A 22,502-nucleotide genomic window follows, 5' to 3' on the forward strand; every position below is an offset into this window, starting at 1 on the left:
TATAGAGGATTATCCGATGATTTTGATTATAAAGTAAATTGTTTATTTTAATTCCTATAGTAGGGCATACCTACAGACGAAGAGGTAGGAGAACTTTTAGGAGCAATCAGCATGACTTTATAAAATTTTCCAGATTATAGCTGGCTATAGATTTAATCTATAGCCAGCTATAATTTTATTCAGCAACCAAACATATTGAACTCCTCCAATATATTTGTTATTATCCTATCAGCCTAGTAGGAAAATAGTGAATAGAGGGAAGTATATTTATGCAAAAAAAGTTTTTTTACGGAGTCGAATACGTTGCTCTGTTATTAGCCATTATCGTGTTCTGGCAGCTGATGAACGTTAGTGGGAGACTTAATCCGGTTGTGCTTCCAGCCCCGGCAAAGGTGCTTGGTACCTTTGAATCGTTAGTTAAACAGGGAACCTTATTATCGAATTTATTGATAAGTATAGTAAGAGTTCTAAAAGGATATTTCCTTGCAATGGGACTAGGGCTTATACTTGGTATTTTTATTGGACTTTTTGAACACGTACGTCGAATTACAGATTTACTGGTACAGATTATAAAGCCTATTCCACCGATCGCATGGATTCCACTTGTTATATTGTGGTTTGGAATTGGAGAATCAGGAAAGATTTTTTTAATTTTTCTAGGTGGATTTTTCACAATGCTGGTGAATGTTGTAGATGGAATAAGACAAGCGGATGTAAAGCTTCTTGAGGTATCAGAGGTTGCAGAGACGCCATTTGCCAAGCATGTAGTTAAAGTGATTATTCCAGGAGCGGCACCTAATATATTTACAGGCTTTCGAGTAGGCCTTAGCTCGTGTTGGATGTGTGTTGTTGCAGCAGAATTGGTTTCTAGTAACACTGGTCTTGGTTATATGATTATGAATGCCAGACAGTTTGGACAGACGGATGTGGTAATAGTTGGAATGTTAATCATCGGTCTTATTGGCAAGCTAATGGATTCATTACTAAAACTTATTGAGAGCAGGGTGATTAAATGGGTATAAATAATGAGTATCTTAAGATAACTGGAGTAAACAAGTTTTTTGAAAAAGATGGTGAGAAATTTCAAGTTCTAAGGGATATAAATCTAACAGTAAAAGAGGGAGAATTTATTTGTATTGTAGGAGCCAGTGGATGTGGCAAAAGTACATTACTTAGATCAATCGCTGGATTAGATGTAGAACATGAAGGGGAGATAATAGTAGATGGAGAAAGAGTTACGAGACCAGAGAAAACTAGAGGAATGGTTTTTCAGGAGCATCGCTTATTTCCTTGGTTAAATATAGAAGACAATATTAGCTATGTTTTGAACGAAGGAACCAAGGAAGAAAAGAAGAAAAAGGTGGCAGAACACATCGAGCTGGTAGGATTGAAAGGCTTTGAGAAGTCCTATCCAAAGCAGCTTTCAGGAGGTATGGCTCAAAGGGCTGGTATAGCCAGAGCATTAGTTAATCAGCCGGAGATACTGCTATTAGATGAACCATTTGGAGCCTTGGATGCATTCACAAAAATACAGATGCAGCAGGAGGTAAAAAGGATTCATAAAACACAAAAAACAACGATGATTCTGGTCACCCATGATATAGATGAAGCCGTATATTTGGCAGATAGAATCGTTGTAATGTCATCGAGACCGGGGACGATAAAACGAATTGTTAATGTAGAGTTAGCTGAGCCAAGAAACAGAAATAATACTGAATTTTTAGCAATTAGAAAATTGATATTTAATGAATTCTTTGCTGAGCAACAAATAGATTTAGATTATATAATTTAGGAGGATAAAAAGATGAAAAAGAAACTGCTTAGTTTATTATTAGTGACAGGAATGCTTACAGGACTTGTTGTTGGATGCGGTAGCACAACAGCTTCAAACGATGGTGAGACGTCTACGGCTTCTACGGAAGAAGCTGAGTCAGATGAGGATGCAACTGCAGAGGGTGCCTCTACGGTGAATATCGCCATTCAACCATCAGGAGCCTTTATTCCACTTATTATTGCAAGGGAAGAGGGCTGGCTAGAGGAAGCTCTTGCAGATTATGGTGTAGAAGTAGTATGGAATGATTTCGAGTCTGGCCCACCTATCAATGAATCAATGGCTGCTGACTTGTCAGATATCGGAACATTAGGAGATGTACCTACAGTTTCAGCTATTGCAGCAGGACAGGACAATCAGGTTATTTCAATTGCTGCTGAAGGAGAGAAAGCCTATGCAATATTGACAGCTGCTGATTCAGATATAGCTTCAATAGCAGATTTAGAAGGAAAAACAATAGCTACTACTCTTGGTTCTACAGGACATAATCTGTTTGAAAAGGCGTTGGAAACAGAGGGACTTACCTTTGATAATGTGAACCTTATAAACATTTCCGCCGGTGATGCCGGCACTGTGTTATCAACAGGTGAGGCAGATGCTGTTGCAATTTGGGAGCCAAATGTGACAAGACTTGTGGAAAACGGTACTGCTAAGGTGCTTACATATGGTGGCGATGTGGGACTTTTAGGAGTTAATCCACTTGTAGCAGATAGTAAATTTGTGGAGGAAAATCCTGAGGTTATCAAGGTTATCATCGAGCAGTATGCAAGAGGGGTCGCTGAGATTGAAAATATTTCCGATGAAACACTTTCAGCTGTAGCAGAGTATTTATCGCTTGATGAAGACCAGGTTCTTACTGTGGCTTCTAACTGGGATTATACAGTTGATATTACTCAGGATGATATCGACAGTTTACAGGATACAATTAGCTTCCTTGTAACAATAGGTACGCTTACAGAGGAATACTCAATAGAGGACTACGTAAATACGGATTTAATTTCACAGGTAGATTACAGTCAGTATAAAAAATAGGAAAAAGGGATGTATAAATGGCTAGTGTTTTACTGTCTCCGCAGGAAGAGAGAATAGAGAAAAATAAGGGTAGAGTTGAGCTAAAGGGAAGAGAACAAAAAATCTACGACAGCTTTCAGAATTCAAAATCTGTCGTGGATGTTCAAAGGGCTAAGTATTTTACAGAGTCTTTTAAAGAAACTGAAGGTCAGGCCTTGTCACTAAGATGGGCGAAGGCGTTGTATAACATTGCGAAAAAAATTGATGTTGTCATTGACGATTCCCAGCTTATAGTTGGAAGAGGTGGCAAGCAAGGAAAATACGGAATAATTTATCCGGAATTGGATGGATGTTTTCTGCATCAGTTTGTAAAGCAGGCTAGCAGCAGAATTGAGTCACCATTCGAAATAGCTCCAGAGGACATAAAGATTATTGAAGAAGAAATTGCGCCATATTGGCAGGGAAAAACCTATTATGAGGATTTTGCTCATGCAATGCCAAAGGATGTGCTAAAAATTACCTATGACCCAAAGGATTTGTTTTCATCGAGATTTATTTTAAATGAGTCCTCATCTATGCGCTCTGCATTGCAATGGGTTCATGATTATAAAAAGGGAATTGATTTTGGATTTGAGGCAATTAAAGCAGAAGCTCAGAAAGCACTTGATTCCTTGGATGAGTTTGACCCTCATGATACAGTTGATAAGGCTGAATTTTACGAGAGCATAATTATTGTTAGTGATGCAATTATTCTTTGGGCTAAACGTCATGGTGATGAGGCAAAAAGGCTTGCTGAGATTGAAACAGACAGCAACAGAAGGGATGAATTGCTTGAAATCGCAAGAATCTGCTACAAGGTTCCAGCAAAGCCGGCAGAGACATTCCACGAAGCGTTGCAGGCTCAGTGGTTTATACAGATGTTCTCCAGACTTGAACAAAAGACAGGAGCAACTATTTCAAACGGACGTATGGATCAGTATCTTTATCCATATTATGAAAAGGATTTAAAAGAGGGCAGGATTACTCCTGAAAAGGCCAAGGAATTGTTTAGATGTGTGTGGCTTGCAATGGCGCAGTATCAGGATTTGTTTGTAAGCCCTGCTGGTGTCAAGTTCCATGAGGGCTATGCCCACTGGGAGGCTGTTACCATTGGCGGAGTGGACGAAGATGGATATGACGCAACAAATGATTTGTCATATTTGTTGTTGGAGGACAAAAGGGAGTTTCCACTTAATTATCCTGACCTGGCAGCCAGAGTACATGCAGGTTCTCCAGAGAGATTTTTGAGGGAGATTGCAATTACAATCAAAGATGGTTCCGGATTTCCTAAGCTTATTAATGATGAAGAAATCATACCAATTCTTGTTTCAAAGGGGGCGGATTTTGCATCGGCAAATGATTATGCAGTTTCAGGCTGTACAGAGGTTAGAATGCCTAATTTAGATACTTTTACAACACCATGTCCATTTATAAATCTTGCAGCTATTTTAGAGCTGACTCTTTATAATGGTAGAATGCTTAAATATGGTGATGAGCTTCTTACTATTGAAACCGGTGATGCAACAGTCTTTGAAACCTATCAGGATTTAGAAAACGCCTTCGTGGCACAGGAGCAGTATCTTCTCAAGCAGGCTTTAAGACAACAGTTTGTTGCAAATAGAACAAGGCCAAAGCATTTTGCTTCTCCGCTGGGTTCATCACTTCACGCTCTTTGCATGAAAGAAGGAAAGGATTTACATAGTGAAAAAATTCCAGGAGGATTTGATGCAGGATTTTTTGATTTCATAGGTTTTGGAACTGTTGCTGATTCGCTAGCTGCAATTAAAAAGTGCGTTTATGAAGATAAGACAATCACATGGGATGAGCTGATAGAGTCTCTTAAAAATAATTTTGAAGGAGCGGAGACTATCAGACAACGACTTGTCAATGCACCTAAATATGGTAACGATGATGAGTATGTTGATGCCATAGCAAAGCGTATTGATAGGGAGGCTGTAAAGTTTGTTAGTCAGTATGCTAAAAATATTGGTATTTATATGGATCTAAGATATGTTTCTCAGTCAGTTAATGTTCCGTTTGGCACAGTGGTTGGTGCTACGCCAAATGGTAGGTTTGCAGAAACTGCTCTTTCAGATGGTTCATCTGCTTCTCAGGGAGCTGATGAGCATGGTCCTACAGCAGTGCTTTTATCTAATTACAAAACAAAAAATACTAACTATAACAACCGAGCTGCCAGACTTTTAAACATAAAGCTGACACCATCAAGCGTAGCAGGAGATATAGGAACAAAAAAACTGGTGCAGTTTATTAAAAGCTGGAGAGATTTAAAGCTTTGGCATCTACAATTTAACATCATCAATAGAGAAACGCTTCTTGATGCAAAAGCTCATCCTGAGAAATATAGAAGTTTACTTGTTAGAGTGGCAGGCTATAGTGCATATTTTGTGGAACTTTCGCCAAATCTTCAGGATGATGTGCTAAATCGAACAGCTCATGATGAGATTGCATAATTATGGATAATACAAAGGGAATTATTTTCAATATACAAAGATTTTCTGTACACGACGGTCCTGGTATCAGGACTGTCGTTTTTGAAAAGGGATGTCCTCTCAGATGTAAATGGTGCGCTAACCCTGAATCACAAATACAATCACCTCAGGTAGCTTGGACAAAAAGTAAATGTATTGGCTGCAGCAGCTGTGTAAATTCCAATCTTAAATTAAAGCCTTATTTTTCCTATGATGAACTATTCTGGGAAAATTATGATGACGCTGAAAGAGATGCAATTGACCGTGCCTGTCCTTCAAAGGCTTTGCATGTAATAGGTTACGAGACAACTGTGGACCAAGTTTTAAAGCAGATTGACAGGGATGAAATTTTCTATGGAGATGAAGAGGGTGGCCTTACCATTAGTGGAGGAGAGCCGTTAATGCAGCCTCAATTTACTTATCAGCTGCTTAATGCAGCAAAGGACAACGGGATTAATACGGCAATCGAAACAACAGGATTCGCTGACGCTGCCGACTTTATTAAAATAGCAGGTAAGTTGGATTATTTATTGATGGATATAAAGACTTTAGATGATGATGTACACAAAAGTGTGACAGGTGTTAGCAATGAAGTGATTCTTAATAATTTCAAGCTAATAAAAGAGGCTTATCCTGAGCTTCCTATCCACGTACGGACACCGGTAATACCAGGTGTAAACGATAGTGAAAAGGCAATATCAGACATAGCAGATTTTATCAGAGGATATAGCAACGTAAGGTATGAATTGCTTAAATATCATCGACTTGGAGAAGGCAAATATACCTCTTTACATAGAAGCTATATGATGGGAGAGGTAGAACTGAACCAAACACTATTTGAAGGCCTGAGGAAGTTCGAATTTAATAATATCAGTTCTCAGCTTGAGGATGAAGGGTGGCAGGGGATTTAGCAGGAATCTTTGGCAATACGAAGATGGGCTATTGTTACACTAGAGTGGCAAATCCAACAATTAGTGCCTTTGAGAATCGCATTACAAAGCTGGAAAATGGGTTGGCTTCAGTTGCCTGTTCATCAGGAATGGCAGCTTTATCCATGGTAATCAAATTCTTTTCTGTATCTAAATGAAACTTTTAACATCAAAAAAATAGCTATCTACGTCTAGAGTCTGTCTTCGTAGATAGCTTATTTTTGCTTTGACATGTAGTCAATGACTACAATATAATATAGGCAGAAGTATATGCATTGACTACACCAAGGAGGTGCTTATGAAGAAAGAGATATATAACCTCGAAGGTATCGAGATTGAAGTTGAAAAGTATGATAAGGCTGATAAGGAGGCTAATCGCCGCCGTATTGCTTATTGTTTCAAGATGATCAGGGAAAAGTCCGGTATGAGTAGGACGGATTTTTCTTTGTGGTTGGGGGTGCCTTATCGTACTATGCAGGAATGGGAACTTGGCCGGAGAGCGATGCCGGAGTATGTTTTACGTTTGATTGCCTATAAGGTGATGAACGAGCTGCGTGAAGGGAGGATCGGTTAATATGTTCATATTACGAAAACTCCTGAAGCTTTTGTTGTTACCGGTTGCTTTTGTTCTGTTCTTTACGAGGTGGGCATTGGAAACTTCGATGAGGGTATAGAAATGGTATATTTTACAGCTGATATGCATTTTGGCCATAGAGCCATAATCAATATGCAGAAGCGTCCGTTTGAATCAGTAGAAGAGATGGATCGTGTACTGCTACAAAATTTTAATTCCGTAGTTCATAAGAATGATACGGTTTATGTTCTGGGAGATATCTGCCATCATATGAAAGTTGAGGACGCGGATGATCTCATCAGAAAGATGAATGGAAAAAAATATCTGATAATCGGAAACCATGATAAGAAATACGATCCGAGGCTTTTTGTGGATATACAGGATTTTATGAAAGTTTCTGTAGACGGTCGTAACTTTGCATTGATGCATTATCCGATGTTGTCATGGCCAAAGAAAAGTAGCGGAGGATACCAATTGCACGGTCATATACATGCTCGTATGGAATATAATGAAGCAAATCGTGCAGAGGGGATCAGGCGATATGATGTCGGAGTAGATGCTAATAACTTCTTTCCGGTTTCGGTAAAGCAGATAATAGATTTCTTTGGAGAGCAGGTGAATGTAGATGATCACAACATTATATGAACCATTCCGTCATTGGTCTGAAGGCGGTAGTGTATATATTCTTTCGGATCTGCATTTCTCAGACAGTGATTGCAAATTGATGGATCCAAATTGGATCACGCCGGAGGAACAACTTGATATAATCAATGGAATGGTAGGCAAAGGAGATACCTTTGTTTGCCTAGGCGATGTTGGTGATCCGAAGTATGTACCTATGATTAAAGCGCGTAAAAAGATTTTGCTCTTGGGAAATCATGATGCGCGTGGAGCATATAAAGATCTGTTCAGCGAAGTATATGCTGGACCGTTGTTTATTTCGGACAAGATCCTTCTTTCACATGAGCCTGTGTACGGGCTTTCCTGGTGTTTGAACATCCATGGGCACGATCATAATAATATGGAAGCGTACAAAGATGGTTGCAAGCATATCAACCTTGCTGCCAATGTATGTGGTTATACGCCCACCAATCTTGGAAAGATCATAAAGGATGGTATCCTGTCAGATATTGAAAGTATTCATCGCGTGACAATAGATCGTGCGGTGGAAAGGAAGATGAAGCGTAATGAGTAAGGTCTTTGTAATTCCGGATGTTCATCTGAAGCCTTGGATATTTGATAAGGCAGAGGAACTTCTTTCTCAAAATGAATATAACAAAATAGTTTGTCTTGGAGATCTTGTTGATGACTGGGATCAGGAAAAGAATTTGGGATTGTATGGTGAGACCTTTGATGCAGTTGAAGAATTTATAGAGCGTCATCCGAACTTTCTACTATGCTATGGAAATCATAGATCATTATCCCGGCAGTTGAGCGTCAATTGATGTTATGAGCGGAGATACTTTGTATAAGCATTTATCGTTGACAGATATTCTCGAGCATGATTATGAATAAAATGATTTTAGTTTGGTATTTTTGTACTGCAGCATAACAGACGTTGTGATATATTTAAGCGATTTAGCAGGACAATGCTATTTTGACGGGTAGGGAATCGAAAGGAGAAACTATGTACCATTGGGTTGAAGACAAAGATTACACCCCGTTTACACCTTTTAAGGTGAACAACTCGATTGATATTTAATAAGCAAGACTCTGATAATCCTATGCAAAACAAACAAAAATGCAGATGTTTGTATAAAGGCGGTGATTTTGATGAAGACACGGACTGAATGTCTAAAAGAATACGGATCGGATTATTTTATCAATCAGATGGTTGCGGAAGGAAAGCTTTTCCGGGTGGATAAGGGTATTTTTTCAGAAAAAGAATATGTCCCTGAACTGGCGCTGCTTTCATACAAGTATCCAAATGCAATTATCACGATGGATACGGCTTTTTATCTGTATGGATTTACGGATGAAGTCCCGGACGTGTGTACTATGGAGACAAAAAGAGAAGCCGCACCCATATCGGATAAGCGAGTGAAACAGATATTCATGCCGAAGGAACTCCTTGGTCAGGGAAGGACAACAATGGAGTATAAGGGTTATGATCTGCAGATTTTTGACAGAGAACGTATGCTTATCGAATTGGTCAGATATAAGAGCAAATTACCATTTAATTATTATAAAGAGATTCTGGGAAACTACCGCAGAATCTTACCGCAGTTAAATACAGAAAAGATACGAAATTACGCAGAAGCTGTACCGAAAAGTGATAAAGTGATTAGAACTCTGCGAACGGAGGTATACTGATGATTGCTTTTGAAATAATGGTATCCGAGTATTTGAAAGACGGATACAGCGAATTGTTTGCAGAGGCAAGAGTGTGCCAGGATATTGTGCTGAAGGCTATAATTATTATCGTGATTGTGGCTATAATAATGATAAAACTTATATACGAAAACATTTTGTAGAGAGTCCCGTATACTATTAGGGGTAATAACGATTTATCGTATTGATCGGATAAAAGGATTGTTGGTAACTGAGGATAGATTTCATATTCCATATAGTAGTCGTTTTGAAGAAGGAGAATTTCGGAAACGTATTCAATTTATGTATGGAGGAAAACTTCAACGGATTAAGTTCAAGTACTCGGGATTAGATGTGGATGCTGTATTGGATCGAATTCCAACTGCAAAAATACTTCACGAAGAAAACGGCGTGTATACTATTTGCGCGGAGGTGTTTGGGAAGGGAATTGAAATGTGGTTGCGAAGCCAGGGGGGATTATATCGAATCTGTGTGCGTGGATTCATATCATGAAAAAACATATTACATATAATCCTTATGAAATGATAACGGAAATTAAGGTAGATAATAAGTCTGCTACGGAAATGTTTTATAGAAATGAGTGGCTTGATATGTTTTTTATAAAGTGTTTATTATAATGAAAAAAGGCAGGAGGGTGAAATAATGGAGAAGATTATTGTATATCATGGTAGTAATGTAGAAGTAGCAGAACCTCGTCTTCTCCAAAATGGTTTTTACAAGGATTTCGGATATGGATTCTATTGCTCCCAATATGACAAACAGACAAAACGATGGGCATTAACCCGAAAAGGTGAATCTGTTGTTAACAGATATAGTTATACTGAAAATACAGGATTAAAGATTAAAACATTTTCTAAGATGACGGATGAATGGCTTGATTTTGTAGCTGAGTGCAGGCGGGGAACACTCCATGACTATGATATTGTGGAAGGGCCTATGGCAGACGATCAGATTTGGAACTTCGTAGAAGAATATATTGAAGGTCGTATTACCAGAGAAGCATTTTGGGAGATTGTTAAATTTAATCATCCGACACATCAGATTGTTTATTGTACAGAAGCCGCATTAAAGACACTTACATTCGAAGGGAGTGATACGTTATGAAAAATAAATATTTCCCGGAAGAAGATATAGAAAAGAATGATCTTTATTTTGTTTGCTACATGATAGAACGCGTGGCTCGACATCTTCATCAAAGAAATCGCTATGTGGTAAATGCAATTGGGAAGGAAGGCTTATCCCATTTATTGAGTGTTGCTAACGTATTGCACGCCGAAAATCCTTTGAAAGTAGAAGATGATTGGATTAAAGAATACAACCTTGAAACTAGTGATTTTGATATTACAAATGTTGATAAGGAGTTAGCAGAAAAAATACCTACTGCTCTTGAGATGGGGAACGTATATCAGAGGTTGATTGTAGATACGATGAATTCCAAGGAAGATTATGCTGATGGAATTCTTCGCGTATACAATAATGAGATTTGTGATGTGATTGATAATTACAATTGCAGCGCATTTTATGAGCCATCATACGTTATTGCAAGAGCTTATCAGACTGGAGGGTTCTAAAGGATTGGAGGGGCATTATATGCCAACAAATATAAAGGAAAATGGATTCTTCGACTAAAGGAGTTGTCAGGATTACGCTCTGATGCAGATGCGGATGAGATTAAGGCAGCTCTAGTGGATTATGATTTCGACAAAGAATTAAAGAAATACAAAGATCAGCTTACGAAGAACGTTCCATACTATGCGTGTTCACAGATTATTTGAATCTTGTTATAGAGATAATCTTCATTCGATATGGGGAAGCGATTTATACCATAAAGGAAAGTCGAAGGAAGAGTTTTATAATATGCTGAGAAAAAATATGGAACCCGTTTATGACAGTGCTCGTAGACAGGGATATCAGTTGTGGCCTAATTAAACTGTTTTTCTTATAAAAATGGGGTGTAATATGTCTAGAAAAAGCAAAGCTCAAGGATGGACTTTATCCATATAGATTCTAATAGAATAGATGATTTAGTGGCATACTTACATTATATAGGTCGTTTTTTCAAAGGGGGTACGCTATGAAACAATATCGGTATATCTTAAATGAAGATCTGACTTTAGATGAGATGATTGCAGAAATTCAGGGCCTTTCGGAGTATCATGATGGCTTGAAGGGATTTCTGCAGATCGTCGAACAGGACTGCGTGGTCGGACCGATACAGGAAGATTTAGATAAGCTGGTGAGTGAGCTTGGTAAGCTACAGATCATCGGCATGACGAGTCACGGCGCGCTGAGTAAGGAGACGCACTCGATTCCTTATACAGTGTGTACGGTGCTGTTTTTTGAGCGAAGCTCATTCGAAATCGACGTGTTTGATTGTCATTTGCAGACGCCGCGAGAGGCCGGCAAAGAATACAAATGCGTGCTTCGCGGATATGAGTCGACGAAGGCGATTCTCATGATGTCTTCGGATTTCAGCCTTTGTCCAGAACCTTTTATCGATTGTATAAACGAGCTGGATTGCGAGCTCGTGGTGTTCGGTGCGCTTGCCGGAACGAAGCGTATGGGGGACGACAGACCTCTCATCTTTGTCGGAAATTGCATATATGACAGAGCGATTGTGGCGGTTGCTTTTTGCGGAACGGAATTGCATTTTGCGTACGATTACAATCTCGGCTTTAAGTCCCTCGGTAAAGAGCTCGTCGTAACGAAGTCTGATGACAAGGGCGTCGTATACGAAATCGACAACAAACCGGCATTTGATGTTTATAAAGAGCATCTCGGTGTGGAAATGAATGAGTATTTCTTTGAAAATACGAGTTCATTCCCGTTTATGCTGCGACAGCATGGACATTATCTCGCCAGAGTTGCGTTGGATTATCGGAAAAAAGACGGTGCGCTCGAGTTTGCAGTTCAAATTCCAGAAGGTAGCACGGTTAGTTTGGGATATGCGACGGAGCAGTATTTGCTGGATGAATCATACCTTAATGCAAAGAGAATGTTTGGATTCCATCCGGAAGCATTGTTGATATATGTTTGCATGAGCAGACGTATGCTGGTCGGAGATGATTCGGCTGAGCTTGAATTGGATTTCTACGAAAATGTAAATCCGTGCGCGACCTGGGCTCATGGATACGGCGAGATCCTGCACGCAAATGGACTTCGTGGTTTTTTGAACGCGTCGCTCGTTGCAGTGGGAATTCGTGAAGGCGAAATTACGGCAGAGGAGCAGGCTCGCAAGTTCAAAGATATCGACATACCAAAGGATTATTTCATCGGATTCAAACCTCTGTCGAGCAGGTTGGTACGCTTCCTGGAAGCTACGACTTCGGATCTGCGTTTTGCGGTAGATCAGCTGTTTAAGGTGGCTAGCCTCGATGAGCTGACCCAGATTTACAATCGTCGAGCATTGAATCATTTCATGCAGAAGTACATCGACGATTTCGGTTCTGAGGGTGAAATCATGTTGCTCCTGGTTGATATAGATCATTTTAAGCATGTAAACGACACGTATGGACATGACGTCGGAGATATGATTCTAAAGGAAGGCGTGGACCGGCTGAAATCCTTTGTCACACAGAAGGACATCATCGGTCGCTGGGGCGGCGAGGAGTTCCTAATACTTTCGCCGTACAGCAATCGCGAAAAAGCTCTCATGGTCGCAGAATCCATCCGTTCCTATGTTGAAAAAACAGAGTTCGATGTGGTCGGCCATATCACCATCAGCGGTGGCGTAACGCTCCTCCGCCCAGATGATACCATTGACACTGCTTTCAAGCGTGTCGATGATGCGCTCTACGAGGCAAAAGAGGCTGGTAGAAATAAGATGGTGTATAGGTAGGAGCTTTAGAATAGAAAAATTAATGGCAGATATTAACGTCTATTGAAGACGAGCTTTCTTCATGTGATAGTTTCCAGATATTTCTGCATTGAAGAACGGATCTTTAAAGAAAGCCGATATTTATGAAGCGGTAAAACATGCATTTCCTGATGTTCTAACGGAAGAAAAACAGTATAAGAAGCTTTCTAATCTTCTTCAGAAAATGAAAAAAGAAGAAATCGTCGATGTTCGCGGAAGTGCAGTTCACGCAGAATGGTTTCTTGTAGAGTAGATTTAGTCAAAACGTAGTTGGTGCGATATAAATCGGTATAACTATTGATAACTTCTGGTCCACCGGACCTTTTTCAAAAATCCGCTTCATTCGATTTTTCGTATGCTTTGTATTACAGGCTTAAAATTTCTCAGGGCAAACCCTTTTGTCAAGTCATTGTTTTTGAAGGTTTTGGATCGGATTTTGAAAAAATGTAGCGTTTTGCAACAAATGGGAAATATGAGAAAACAATAGTATTATAGAAGGAAACCTCCTCGGATTGTTTGTAAATTAACGAAAGTTGTAGCACTAATGCTACAACTTTTTTCTGTGTATTTCGTTTGAGTTGTGATAGGCTAATTCAAGTAAGGCTGCGGCCTGTTTTGTGAAACAAAGATATTAATTGGGAAGAGGAGACTATAATGAAAAAGAAGTGTATTGCCATTTTTATGGCTGCATTGGTGATTGGTTCGGGAAATTTGGAGACTGTCAAGGCTTCTGAAGCGGGAACTTCCGATACAGAAACATCGGAAGCGGAGGCGTCGGAAGAAGAAACCAGTACTTCTGACGAGGGCCTGACCGTGCAGGATGTGACAGAAGAAGGAGAGGCCCGGGCTTCTACCAATATTGCCGAAATATTGGAAGGGAATGCGGATCTTCTTACGGCAGATCTTGTAGATGAGGAGGATGGCTATGAGCCAACGGATCAGGTTACCGTAATTGTTGAACTTAACGGGGATGCTGTGGAAAGTACAGACATGACGTTTTTCCAATCTCTTGTTAAGAACTATGAACATAAACGGGTGAAAAACAAGATCGAGAAACTGGTATCAGAAGATACGGAAGAATCGGATGCGGAATTATATGATGATTCCCAGGAAGAATCCGACGAAGTTGTTTTTGACGTGAGATATGATTATTTCCATGTTATGAACGGTTTTGCCGTAGAAGTGGAATATCAGTATGTAGATGATATTCGGGCTTTAAGCGGAGTGAAAAATGCATTTGTTGAAGATGTGCATTATCTGGAAGATACCACATCTTCCGATACTACCTATCAAAATGAAAGTTCTCTGGAAATGGTGGGAGCCGATAGTACGGATCTTACCGGAGAAGGACAGGTGATTGCCATTATTGACAGCGGCGTGGATATTAATCACGAAGCTTTTTCCGGAGAAATATCCAATGCGTCCATGACAGAGGAAGATGTCTCCGAGGTATTGGATAATCTGAATGCAAAGGAAAGTTTGGATAGCATCAAGGCAGATGATGTTTATCATAATGAGAAATTTCCTTACACCTTTGATTATGCAGACAATGATGCCGATGCCATACCAGGCACTACGGTAGATTTAAGTCACGGAACCCATGTTGCCGGAATTGCGGCAGCCAATGGAGGAGATGAAATCGTCGGCGTTGCGCCGGATGCCCAGATTGTGGTTATGAAGGCTTTTACGGATTCTACCGGTGCGGGATATGATTCCGTGATTATTGCTGCGGTGGAAGATGCCTATGTTTTAGGAGTGGATTCCATAAATATGTCTTTGGGGGCTGATGTGGGATTTTCTACGTACAGCGAAGAGACCTATGAAAGAATCTATGAGAATGTGGGAAATGCAGGAATTTCCTTAAATGTTGCAGCCGGAAATGCTTACAGCCAAAGTTATTACGGAGCCCAGGACGGCACCGGTCTTGCAAGCGTAAACAATCCGGATAACGGTATGGTGGCTACGCCTTCTACGGAAAGCACAGCGCTTTCTGTGGCAAGTTCCAACAATGTGGGATGCGGTTATTATTTCCTTGCGGCAGGAGATCAGCAGATTAAATATCGGGAAGCAACCATCAGTGATGGGACAAAAACATATTTGAAAACGGTGAATGACACCCAGGAATATGTGGATTGCGGACAAGGCTCCGAAAGTGATATTGAGAAGGCCGGCGATTTAACCGGGAAATATGCGTTAATCCAAAGAGGAGGAACCGATGAAGACGGGAACAATCTGACCTTTGAGGCAAAAGCGAATAACGCAGCGGCTGCGGGAGCCGAAGGAATTATTGTTTACAATAATGTAGAATCCGACAGTTTGGTGGATATGGGTGGAATTACCCAGACCTTTGTCAGCGTATTTATTTCAAAAGAAGATGGCGAGGCATTATTAAAGGCAGAGGATAAGACCTTTACGGCAAGTGCGGATTATACGTATCAGCAAAATATTACGATGTCAGATTTCTCGTCTTGGGGTGTGACTCCGGATTTGAAACTGAAGCCGGAAATTACGGCGCCGGGCGGATCTATTTATTCATCGGTACCGGGAGATTCCTACTCTACTATGAGCGGTACATCCATGGCGACCCCTCAGGTTACCGGATTAACGGCACTGGTAAGACAGTATGTGGAAACGTCGGATACTTTTGAAGGGTATTCGGATACGGAAAAAAATAATCTTATCAGTAACCTTTTGATGTGTACTGCCACACCGCTTACGCAAAGTTCCGGCGGAACTTATTATTCCCCAAGACAACAAGGAGCGGGAAAAGCCAACATTCAAAATGTGGAAAACGCAAAAGCGTATATTACCGTGGATGGAGCAGATGATGCTAAGCCGAAGGCAGAACTTGGGGATGATGAAAACGGAGAATATACCATCCGTTTTACGGTACATAACCTGACTGATGAGAATCTGTCCTATACATTAGACACATCGGCATTATCTGAGGCCATTGAAAATGAGCACTTCACCCAGTCGGATATTGATTATGCAGGAAACGGAATTGATATCTCCTACAGCGGACTGGAAGAAGACGGCACGACCCTGAAAGTGGCAGGAGGCAAGAGCGCAGAGGTACAAGTTACCATTAAAGCGGAAGATTCCTTTAAAGAAGCAGTTAAGGAAGCCGTTAACGGAACTTTTATTGAAGGTTTTGTTCAGTTAAAGGCACAAGACGAGAGTGGCTCGGATTTGTCCTTCCCGTATCTTGGCTTTTACGGAGACTGGTCTTCGGAAGATATTATTGAAAATTCTCTCGGAGATGAGGATACTACTTATTATTACAAACAGTCTGCGGTATACAGCGGATCTAATTCCTACTATTATTTAGGACAAAATATCTTTACCGGATCTTATAATGCGGATCGTTATGCGATTTCCAAAGATTCTTTGGCACAGATTTTTACCAGTCTGACTACCGTAACGGGACTTTTAAGAAGTGCGGCAAAAATGACTTATGAAGTTACGGATGCTGACGGAAATGTGGTATGGAATAAAGAATATGAAGATATCAGAAAGTCTTATTATTCTACGACCTATGCAACCATGCTTTATGCAGAGGCCTTTATGGATGAGACCCCGGTATTTGAAGGAAAAGACAACGACGGAAATAAAGTTGCCGATGGCACTTATACTATGACCATTACGGCAACGGGATGCGGCGACGATGATGATGAAGATCCAAAAACCGATACCTGGACCTTTGACTTTGAATATGACACGCAGGATCCTGTTGTAAAAAATGTGGAGATCACAGAAACGGACAGTGGGAAAAAGCAGCTGCATATTACTTTTTCCGATAATCACTATTTGACGGCAGCACAGTTAACCACATCCAACGGAAGCTTATTGAAAACGATTTATTTTGAAAGTCCTTCCAATGAAACAGCGGATGCTAATGAATATGATTATTATTTTGACTACGATGAGCTGTTAGAAGATTTGGAGGGCGTTGACGGAGCCCGCACGGATGTTATTTACGTAGATGTATATGATTATGCCGTGAATTATTCGGAAAGCAAAGTTGTAATCCAGGATACTTATCCGGAATCGGTGGAGCTAAACGAAACAGATCTTACCTTGACCAAAGGTCAGGAAAAACAGCTTACTGCCACTCTTTCTCCGGAAGAAGTGACAAAGGACGGTATCACATGGACCAGCAGTGATGAAAGTGTTGCCACTGTATCGGAAGACGGACTGGTTACGGCAGTGTCCAGCGGAACAGCCACCATTACGGCGCAAACGGAGGCAGATGGCGTAGTAGCTACCTGCGAAGTTACGGTAACGGAAGTGTCAGAAAGCCAAGGCCTTTTACTTAGCCGGGACAGCGTAGAAGTACTGATGGGAGAAACCGTGGAACTTCACGCAATCTTATCGCCCTCTTTGGAAGGCTCAACCATCAGCTGGGAAAGCAGCGATGAAACCTTAGCCACCGTGGATGAAAATGGAGTGGTAACGGCAGTTTCCACCGGAGAAGTGACGGTGACGGCTTCGGTAACGAAAAGCGGAAAAACCTATTCCGATTCCTGCGCAGTAATTGTTCGGCCGGAAAATTATGATGACTTTACCATTGATGAGAATGGCGTGCTTACTAGTTATGACGGATGGGAAACGGATGTAGAGATTCCGGAAGGTGTAACGGAAATCGGAGAATATGCTTTTTATGCAAGGCCGGTTATTTCCGTGAACATTCCTTCCAGTGTTGTTACAATCGGATATCATGCTTTTGATAATTGTCAGAAGCTGACCAGCGTAACATTTTCGGAAAACAGTAAACTGTACACCATTGGGGAAGGAGCTTTTAACTATTGCATTTGTCTTAGCAGTATTGACATTCCCTCCTCGGTTCGGGAATTGAGTTCTTTAATGTTTTATTATGACCCGATTACTTCCATTACCATTCCGGAAGGGGTAACGTCCATACCGGATTATGCGTTTTACAATACGGGGGCACTGAAAGATATTCAGCTGCCGGATTCCTTAAAGACCATTGGAAGTTACGCATTTGCAGCCTGCGGGGTGGAGGAAATTACCATTCCGGAAAATGTAAAAAGCATTGGAGACCATGGATTCGGGGGAAGCTCACTACGGAGCTTTACCTGCCCGGATTCCCTTAGGACAATTGGAGCCGGGGCCTTTATGGAGGACACTTCTTTGGAGACAATCCGGTTAAATGAAGGACTGACGTCCATTGGAGAGGCAGCCTTTAGCTCTACCGGCCTGGTGAGTCTTACCATTCCTGACAGCGTAACTTACGTAGGACCAAGCCTTGTTGTATCCTCTTCTTCTCTGGAGAGTGTACACATCGGGGCGAATTTGGAGGATCTGGAAACTCCCTTTGCAGCGGATTATTCCTTGAAGACCATTACGGTATCTGAGGACAATCAGAATCTTACGGTGGGAGAAGACGGTGTTTTGTACAGCGCAGATTATACTCGCTTGATTGGTGTTCCTTATTTGCAGGCGGAGATAGTAGAAAACAACTCCTTTACCCTGTTAAGTTCGGTAACCACTATAGAAGCACAGGCTTTCTACAATATGACAAATCTGCAGCATGTATTGTATGAGAACGACTGCAGTTTGACGACCATTAAATCTCAGGCATTTTATTTGTCCGGCCTTGTGGAAGTGGTACTTCCGGATTCTGTTAAGAAAATAGGAAATCACACCTTTGCCAACTGCTTCTCGGTAACAAAGGTTGATTTAAATCATACCGAAACTCTTGGCAAATATGCGTTTTCAAATATTCTGGTGCAGCCGGACTTTGGGGATTTCTTAAAAGAAATCGGCGAGTATGCCTTTGCATCGGACACGTCTTATTATCAAAAAGCCATGACGGACGTAACATTGCCGGATACGGTAGAAACCATAGGAGATGCAGCATTTATTAATCTCCAGAGCATTACCAATGTTTCTTTGGGATCTAAGGTAAAAGAAATCGGAGTAAATGTATTTACGGGAAATAATTATATTTCCACCATTACCGTGGATGAAGATAACAAATATTTTAGAGCGGCAGATAATGTGCTTTACAGTGCAGACAATTCCAGACTGCTTTTGTATGCACCGGCAAAAACAACCGCAACCTATACGGCACCGGAAGGAGTTACAACCATTGATCCGTTTGCTTTTAGAAATGCAACCAAGATGAAAAAAGCAATATTCGGGGAAGGACTGACAACAATTAATATCAGTGCCTTTAACGGATGCAGCAGCCTGGCAGAAGTAGAGTTCCCGAAGGAATTGACTACCATCGGAGCCTTTGCCTTTATGAGTACCGCCATCACGTCCCTTACGCTGGAAGGAGACATCGCAACCATTGAGGATAATGCACTCAGCTTTATGACGAGTTTAGAGCATCTTGTGATTAAGAGCGGTAATGATACGGTTGTGGGCAACACTTATTATAACAGCGCCAAAACCATGTACTTTGGGGACGGAGTAAAATCCATTACCGGCTCCATTGCAACCAGCTCCTTAAAGAAGGTTGTGTTAAGCGATACGGTGAAAAATATCGATGACAGTGCATTTACGAATGCAACCAGCGTGACCTTCTATGCTCAGGAAGATTCCGATGCCTATGCTCTGGCAGAGGAACAGGTATCTGCCATCAAAACCAAAAAGGGTTCGGCAGAAATTAAGACGTATACGCCTATGAGCCTTACGGTTAAGATTTCTCAGCCTACGGCTTCTAGTACCACAAAGGTGACGGCAAAAGCCGTCGGAGGAATCGGAACAAAAGAATACCGGTTTGTATCTGTGGATGAAGATGGAAATGAGACGCTGCTACAGGATTATTCCGGAGAAAATACTTATACCGCTTCTGTTGATGAAGCAGGAACCACCATTCGCGCCTATGCAAGGGATACTACTTACTGTGATCTTTATGAAGATCTTCGCATTTCCCTTGGGGATGTAATGGAAACAGGAGACTATGTGGCATCCGCATCCTTAACGGATTCGGAAGATGCACAGACAAATGTGCTCACAGATTCTTATGATGGTGCGGTAGCATTTACCGTAGGAGAAAAAGAGAGCAAAATTTATCTGCCTCTGGAAAATGTTTCCAAGGTAGTTGTTGACGGAAAGAGGGTCGCAACCGACAAAAACGGTTACTTCATTATTCCGGCTACGTCCCTGACGGAAGGAATTTTGATTACGGTTACCACCGAGGACAATGATACGGTGAAAGCAATGCTTACCGTTGATACCACTACCATTGCAATTGCAGCGGACAAATCCGAATTGGAAGAACTTCTTGATACGGCAAATGATTGTGTTTCCGATGATTATACAACGGCAACCTATCGACCGTTCTACACTGCGCGAAAGGCTGCACAGAAAGTTTATAATGACATTCTGGCTAACCAGACGGAAGTAAACGAAGCTTACGATGATTTGTTGGAAGCTTATGAAGCTTTGGAAATCGAGCTGGTAGAGGGTAGGACGTATTCTACCAACGTAACGTTGGTGACGGATGCGGCCGGCAGCAATACCAGTATGGCAAACTCCATGCTTCGGGAAAAAGCACTGGTAACCTACAATGAAGATCACACCTGGACTTTGGATATTTATTTTGCCCCGGGTGAGATTTACGGATATTCCGTAAACGGTCAAAACGTGGATGGTGTGGAATATATTGACACAACAAACACCCAGGTATATGCCGATATGGTAAAAGATGCAAGTGCCAGAGGAATTCGGGTATTTGAGATGAATATTTCCTCTTTGGAAACCTTTATTATGAACCTGCATTATCACTATACCAATTCCACCTCGACTTACAGTCTGGACAATACGGTTTATCTCTCCTTTGATGATACTTCCGCCATGAAAGTGGTGCGTTATGAAGGGGAAGAGGCTGTCGACACCGATGAACTAGATGCGCTGTTAAATGAGGCAGTAGAATATGCGGAGGATGATTATACTCAGGAATCCTATGATGCATTGCAGGAAGAAATTGATGCAGTAGAGGCGGCGCTGGATGACGATAAGATTACGGAAACCGAAGTGAAGACGGCATTAAGCAAACTGCAAAAAGCCATTGAACAGTTGGTTTCCTGCGCAAACACACCAAAAATTTCCAGCTTGGACGGAGCGTCCAATAAGGTGTTTGACGGATCAAAAGAAATCCGAATCACTACCGCAACAAAGAATGCAACCATTTATTATACGTTGGACGGAACGGAGCCTACAACCGATAGCCAGATATACACCAAGGCCTTTACCTTGAAAGAATCGGCAATCGTAAGAGCCATTGCCGTGGCAGACGGAATGGAAAGCAGCCGTGAGATTTCGGCAGAATATATTTGCCTCAGTGATACATCACTGCTGTCTAAGACTGTTAGCGTTGATTATTACGGATATGAAATTTGCGTAACCCTGAAAGTATTTAACGGAGAAATTGCCGACATTGACTTAGAGTATACCGGAACTACAACCAGTGAAAATAAGGGCTATATGTCAACGGCTTTTTCCAAGCTGAAGAGCACCTATGTGGGAATGGATGTATCGGAAGCAGCACAGGCTGATGTGGATACCGTAAGTGGGGCAACCTATTCTTCCAACGCCTTCACACAAGCCGTAAAGGCAGCCGCTGCCGACTATGTAGCGGTGGAAGGACTTCAGATGAAAGAATCTGAGCTCGCTTTAAGCAAGGGCAGTGAAGGCACAGTAGTGCCGGTAACAACGCCTGCAAATGCAACGGAGCAAAAATTCACTTATGCCAGTGATAATGAAGAAGTAGCCACGGTAACATCCCAGGGTGTTGTAACGGCTCTTTCCAAAGGCACGGCAAATATTACTGTAATCACGAAAGACGGCAAATATCAGGCGGTTACCAAAGTTACGGTTACAGAGGACTCAGAATCTTCCGAATCGGAAGAAAATGGAAGTGACGAGAATAAAACGCCAGAGGATAAGGACAAGCCTGCATCCGAGGAAAACAGTGGCAGCACTACTTCCGGTGAGGCAAAGACCAATACCTCCTCCGGAACGTCAAAAATTGCAAAAGGTTACAAGAAAACCATAAACGGTATTAAATACCAGGTGATTTCTTCCAATCGGGTACAGGTTCTTGGAGCATCCTCGAAAAAAGTTAAGAGCGTCTCCATACCGGCAACCGTTAAAATCGGAAGTAAAAGCTATAAAGTTACCGGAATTGCTTCTAAAGCATTTATGAATTACAAAAATCTTACCCGGGTAAAATTGTCCGGAAAGTATTTAACAACCATTGGAGAAAAGGCATTCTACAAAGATAAAAAGCTTAAATCCCTGACCATAGCTTCTGCAAGCTTAACAAGCAAGAGTATCGGGAAAAAAGCATTTGCCAAAACATCCAAGAAGATGAAGGTAAAAGTGCCTTCTTCAAAAGTAAAGGCGTACAGAAAATATTTAAGAAAAGCCGGTCTTAGTAAAAAAGCAAAAGTACATTCTTAGGGAA

General features: G+C 41.3%; 19 protein-coding genes. All 19 read left to right on the plus strand.

What is annotated here, in order from left to right; translation table 11 throughout:
* Nucleotides 1-269: 269 nt before the first annotated feature.
* The gene (locus BLS20_RS00930) at nucleotides 270-1,022 is read left to right on the plus strand and encodes an ABC transporter permease (RefSeq protein WP_090171111.1); all 753 of its coding nucleotides are present in this window, start codon (nucleotides 270-272) and stop codon (nucleotides 1,020-1,022) included.
* Nucleotides 1,013-1,792: an ABC transporter ATP-binding protein gene (locus tag BLS20_RS00935; protein WP_090171114.1), complete on the plus strand. Its 780-nt coding sequence runs from the start codon at nucleotides 1,013-1,015 to the stop codon at nucleotides 1,790-1,792. The genes BLS20_RS00930 and BLS20_RS00935 overlap by 10 nt, the downstream gene beginning before the upstream one ends.
* Nucleotides 1,793-1,804: 12 nt before the next feature.
* Nucleotides 1,805-2,863: an aliphatic sulfonate ABC transporter substrate-binding protein gene (locus tag BLS20_RS00940; RefSeq protein WP_090171117.1), complete on the plus strand. Its 1,059-nt coding sequence runs from the start codon at nucleotides 1,805-1,807 to the stop codon at nucleotides 2,861-2,863.
* Between the two features lie 17 nt (nucleotides 2,864-2,880).
* A complete protein-coding gene (hpsG, locus tag BLS20_RS00945) occupies nucleotides 2,881-5,352 on the plus strand; it encodes a (2S)-3-sulfopropanediol dehydratase (RefSeq protein WP_090171121.1) in 2,472 nt (823 codons plus the stop codon).
* A 2-nt stretch (nucleotides 5,353-5,354) separates the two neighbouring features.
* A complete protein-coding gene (locus BLS20_RS00950; protein ID WP_090171124.1) occupies nucleotides 5,355-6,281 on the plus strand; it encodes a glycyl-radical enzyme activating protein in 927 nt (308 codons plus the stop codon).
* Nucleotides 6,266-6,457, plus strand: coding sequence for a PLP-dependent transferase (locus tag BLS20_RS00955; RefSeq protein ID WP_341443168.1), 192 nt, complete (start codon nucleotides 6,266-6,268; stop codon nucleotides 6,455-6,457). The genes BLS20_RS00950 and BLS20_RS00955 overlap by 16 nt, the downstream gene beginning before the upstream one ends.
* Nucleotides 6,458-6,597: 140 nt before the next feature.
* On the plus strand, nucleotides 6,598-6,873 hold the full coding sequence (locus tag BLS20_RS00960; RefSeq protein ID WP_090171127.1) for a helix-turn-helix domain-containing protein: 276 nt from the start codon (nucleotides 6,598-6,600) through the stop codon (nucleotides 6,871-6,873).
* Nucleotides 6,874-6,975: 102 nt separating this feature from the next.
* Nucleotides 6,976-7,518, plus strand: coding sequence for a metallophosphoesterase (locus BLS20_RS00965; RefSeq protein WP_090171130.1), 543 nt, complete (start codon nucleotides 6,976-6,978; stop codon nucleotides 7,516-7,518).
* Nucleotides 7,499-8,068 carry a metallophosphoesterase gene (locus BLS20_RS00970; RefSeq protein ID WP_090171133.1) on the plus strand — a complete coding sequence of 190 codons (570 nt, stop codon included), beginning with the start codon at nucleotides 7,499-7,501 and terminating at the stop codon, nucleotides 8,066-8,068. Before BLS20_RS00965 ends, BLS20_RS00970 begins: the two co-directional genes overlap by 20 nt.
* Nucleotides 8,061-8,318 (plus strand): metallophosphoesterase, encoded by a 258-nt coding sequence (locus tag BLS20_RS00975; RefSeq protein ID WP_090171135.1) that lies wholly within the window; start codon nucleotides 8,061-8,063, stop codon nucleotides 8,316-8,318. The genes BLS20_RS00970 and BLS20_RS00975 overlap by 8 nt, the downstream gene beginning before the upstream one ends.
* Nucleotides 8,319-8,646: 328 nt before the next feature.
* Complete coding sequence (locus tag BLS20_RS00980) at nucleotides 8,647-9,186, plus strand: type IV toxin-antitoxin system AbiEi family antitoxin domain-containing protein (RefSeq protein WP_090171138.1); 540 nt, start codon at nucleotides 8,647-8,649, stop codon at nucleotides 9,184-9,186.
* Nucleotides 9,186-9,347 carry a hypothetical protein gene (locus BLS20_RS13610; RefSeq protein ID WP_176762222.1) on the plus strand — a complete coding sequence of 54 codons (162 nt, stop codon included), beginning with the start codon at nucleotides 9,186-9,188 and terminating at the stop codon, nucleotides 9,345-9,347. The genes BLS20_RS00980 and BLS20_RS13610 overlap by 1 nt, the downstream gene beginning before the upstream one ends.
* 139 nt (nucleotides 9,348-9,486) lie before the next feature.
* Complete coding sequence (locus tag BLS20_RS00985) at nucleotides 9,487-9,696, plus strand: hypothetical protein (RefSeq protein ID WP_341443169.1); 210 nt, start codon at nucleotides 9,487-9,489, stop codon at nucleotides 9,694-9,696.
* Between the two features lie 150 nt (nucleotides 9,697-9,846).
* Complete coding sequence (locus BLS20_RS00990; protein ID WP_090171140.1) at nucleotides 9,847-10,308, plus strand: DUF3990 domain-containing protein; 462 nt, start codon at nucleotides 9,847-9,849, stop codon at nucleotides 10,306-10,308.
* Nucleotides 10,305-10,775: a hypothetical protein gene (locus BLS20_RS00995; RefSeq protein WP_090171143.1), complete on the plus strand. Its 471-nt coding sequence runs from the start codon at nucleotides 10,305-10,307 to the stop codon at nucleotides 10,773-10,775. The genes BLS20_RS00990 and BLS20_RS00995 overlap by 4 nt, the downstream gene beginning before the upstream one ends.
* Before the next feature lie 63 nt (nucleotides 10,776-10,838).
* Complete coding sequence (locus BLS20_RS13615; RefSeq protein WP_176762223.1) at nucleotides 10,839-10,979, plus strand: hypothetical protein; 141 nt, start codon at nucleotides 10,839-10,841, stop codon at nucleotides 10,977-10,979.
* A gap of 299 nt (nucleotides 10,980-11,278) precedes the next feature.
* Nucleotides 11,279-13,042, plus strand: a complete 1,764-nt coding sequence (locus BLS20_RS01005; RefSeq protein ID WP_090171146.1) for a sensor domain-containing diguanylate cyclase — start codon at nucleotides 11,279-11,281, stop codon at nucleotides 13,040-13,042.
* 88 nt (nucleotides 13,043-13,130) lie between these two features.
* A complete protein-coding gene (locus BLS20_RS01010) occupies nucleotides 13,131-13,313 on the plus strand; it encodes a hypothetical protein (RefSeq protein WP_090171149.1) in 183 nt (60 codons plus the stop codon).
* Between the two features lie 401 nt (nucleotides 13,314-13,714).
* The gene (locus BLS20_RS01015) at nucleotides 13,715-22,498 is read left to right on the plus strand and encodes a leucine-rich repeat protein (RefSeq protein ID WP_090171153.1); all 8,784 of its coding nucleotides are present in this window, start codon (nucleotides 13,715-13,717) and stop codon (nucleotides 22,496-22,498) included.
* Nucleotides 22,499-22,502 lie beyond the last annotated feature (4 nt).

The sequence above is a fragment of the Eubacterium oxidoreducens genome, from assembly GCF_900104415.1.
Classification (GTDB): domain Bacteria; phylum Bacillota; class Clostridia; order Lachnospirales; family Lachnospiraceae; genus Eubacterium_C; species Eubacterium_C oxidoreducens.

Excerpts from the sequence above, each read along its gene's own strand:
- BLS20_RS01015 (WP_090171153.1), top strand. The coding sequence starts at position 13,715 with ATGAAAAAGAAGTGTATTGCCATTTTTATGGCTGCATTGGTGATTGGT.
- BLS20_RS00965 (WP_090171130.1), top strand. The coding sequence starts at position 6,976 with ATGGTATATTTTACAGCTGATATGCATTTTGGCCATAGAGCCATAATC.
- BLS20_RS13610 (WP_176762222.1), top strand. The coding sequence starts at position 9,186 with ATGATTGCTTTTGAAATAATGGTATCCGAGTATTTGAAAGACGGATAC.
- BLS20_RS00995 (WP_090171143.1), top strand. The coding sequence starts at position 10,305 with ATGAAAAATAAATATTTCCCGGAAGAAGATATAGAAAAGAATGATCTT.
- BLS20_RS00990 (WP_090171140.1), top strand. The coding sequence starts at position 9,847 with ATGGAGAAGATTATTGTATATCATGGTAGTAATGTAGAAGTAGCAGAA.
- hpsG (WP_090171121.1), top strand. The coding sequence starts at position 2,881 with ATGGCTAGTGTTTTACTGTCTCCGCAGGAAGAGAGAATAGAGAAAAAT.
- BLS20_RS00930 (WP_090171111.1), top strand. The coding sequence starts at position 270 with ATGCAAAAAAAGTTTTTTTACGGAGTCGAATACGTTGCTCTGTTATTA.
- BLS20_RS00935 (WP_090171114.1), top strand. The coding sequence starts at position 1,013 with ATGGGTATAAATAATGAGTATCTTAAGATAACTGGAGTAAACAAGTTT.
- BLS20_RS00975 (WP_090171135.1), top strand. The coding sequence starts at position 8,061 with ATGAGTAAGGTCTTTGTAATTCCGGATGTTCATCTGAAGCCTTGGATA.
- BLS20_RS00940 (WP_090171117.1), top strand. The coding sequence starts at position 1,805 with ATGAAAAAGAAACTGCTTAGTTTATTATTAGTGACAGGAATGCTTACA.
- BLS20_RS00985 (WP_341443169.1), top strand. The coding sequence starts at position 9,487 with ATGTATGGAGGAAAACTTCAACGGATTAAGTTCAAGTACTCGGGATTA.
- BLS20_RS00980 (WP_090171138.1), top strand. The coding sequence starts at position 8,647 with ATGAAGACACGGACTGAATGTCTAAAAGAATACGGATCGGATTATTTT.
- BLS20_RS00960 (WP_090171127.1), top strand. The coding sequence starts at position 6,598 with ATGAAGAAAGAGATATATAACCTCGAAGGTATCGAGATTGAAGTTGAA.
- BLS20_RS00970 (WP_090171133.1), top strand. The coding sequence starts at position 7,499 with ATGATCACAACATTATATGAACCATTCCGTCATTGGTCTGAAGGCGGT.
- BLS20_RS00950 (WP_090171124.1), top strand. The coding sequence starts at position 5,355 with ATGGATAATACAAAGGGAATTATTTTCAATATACAAAGATTTTCTGTA.
- BLS20_RS01005 (WP_090171146.1), top strand. The coding sequence starts at position 11,279 with ATGAAACAATATCGGTATATCTTAAATGAAGATCTGACTTTAGATGAG.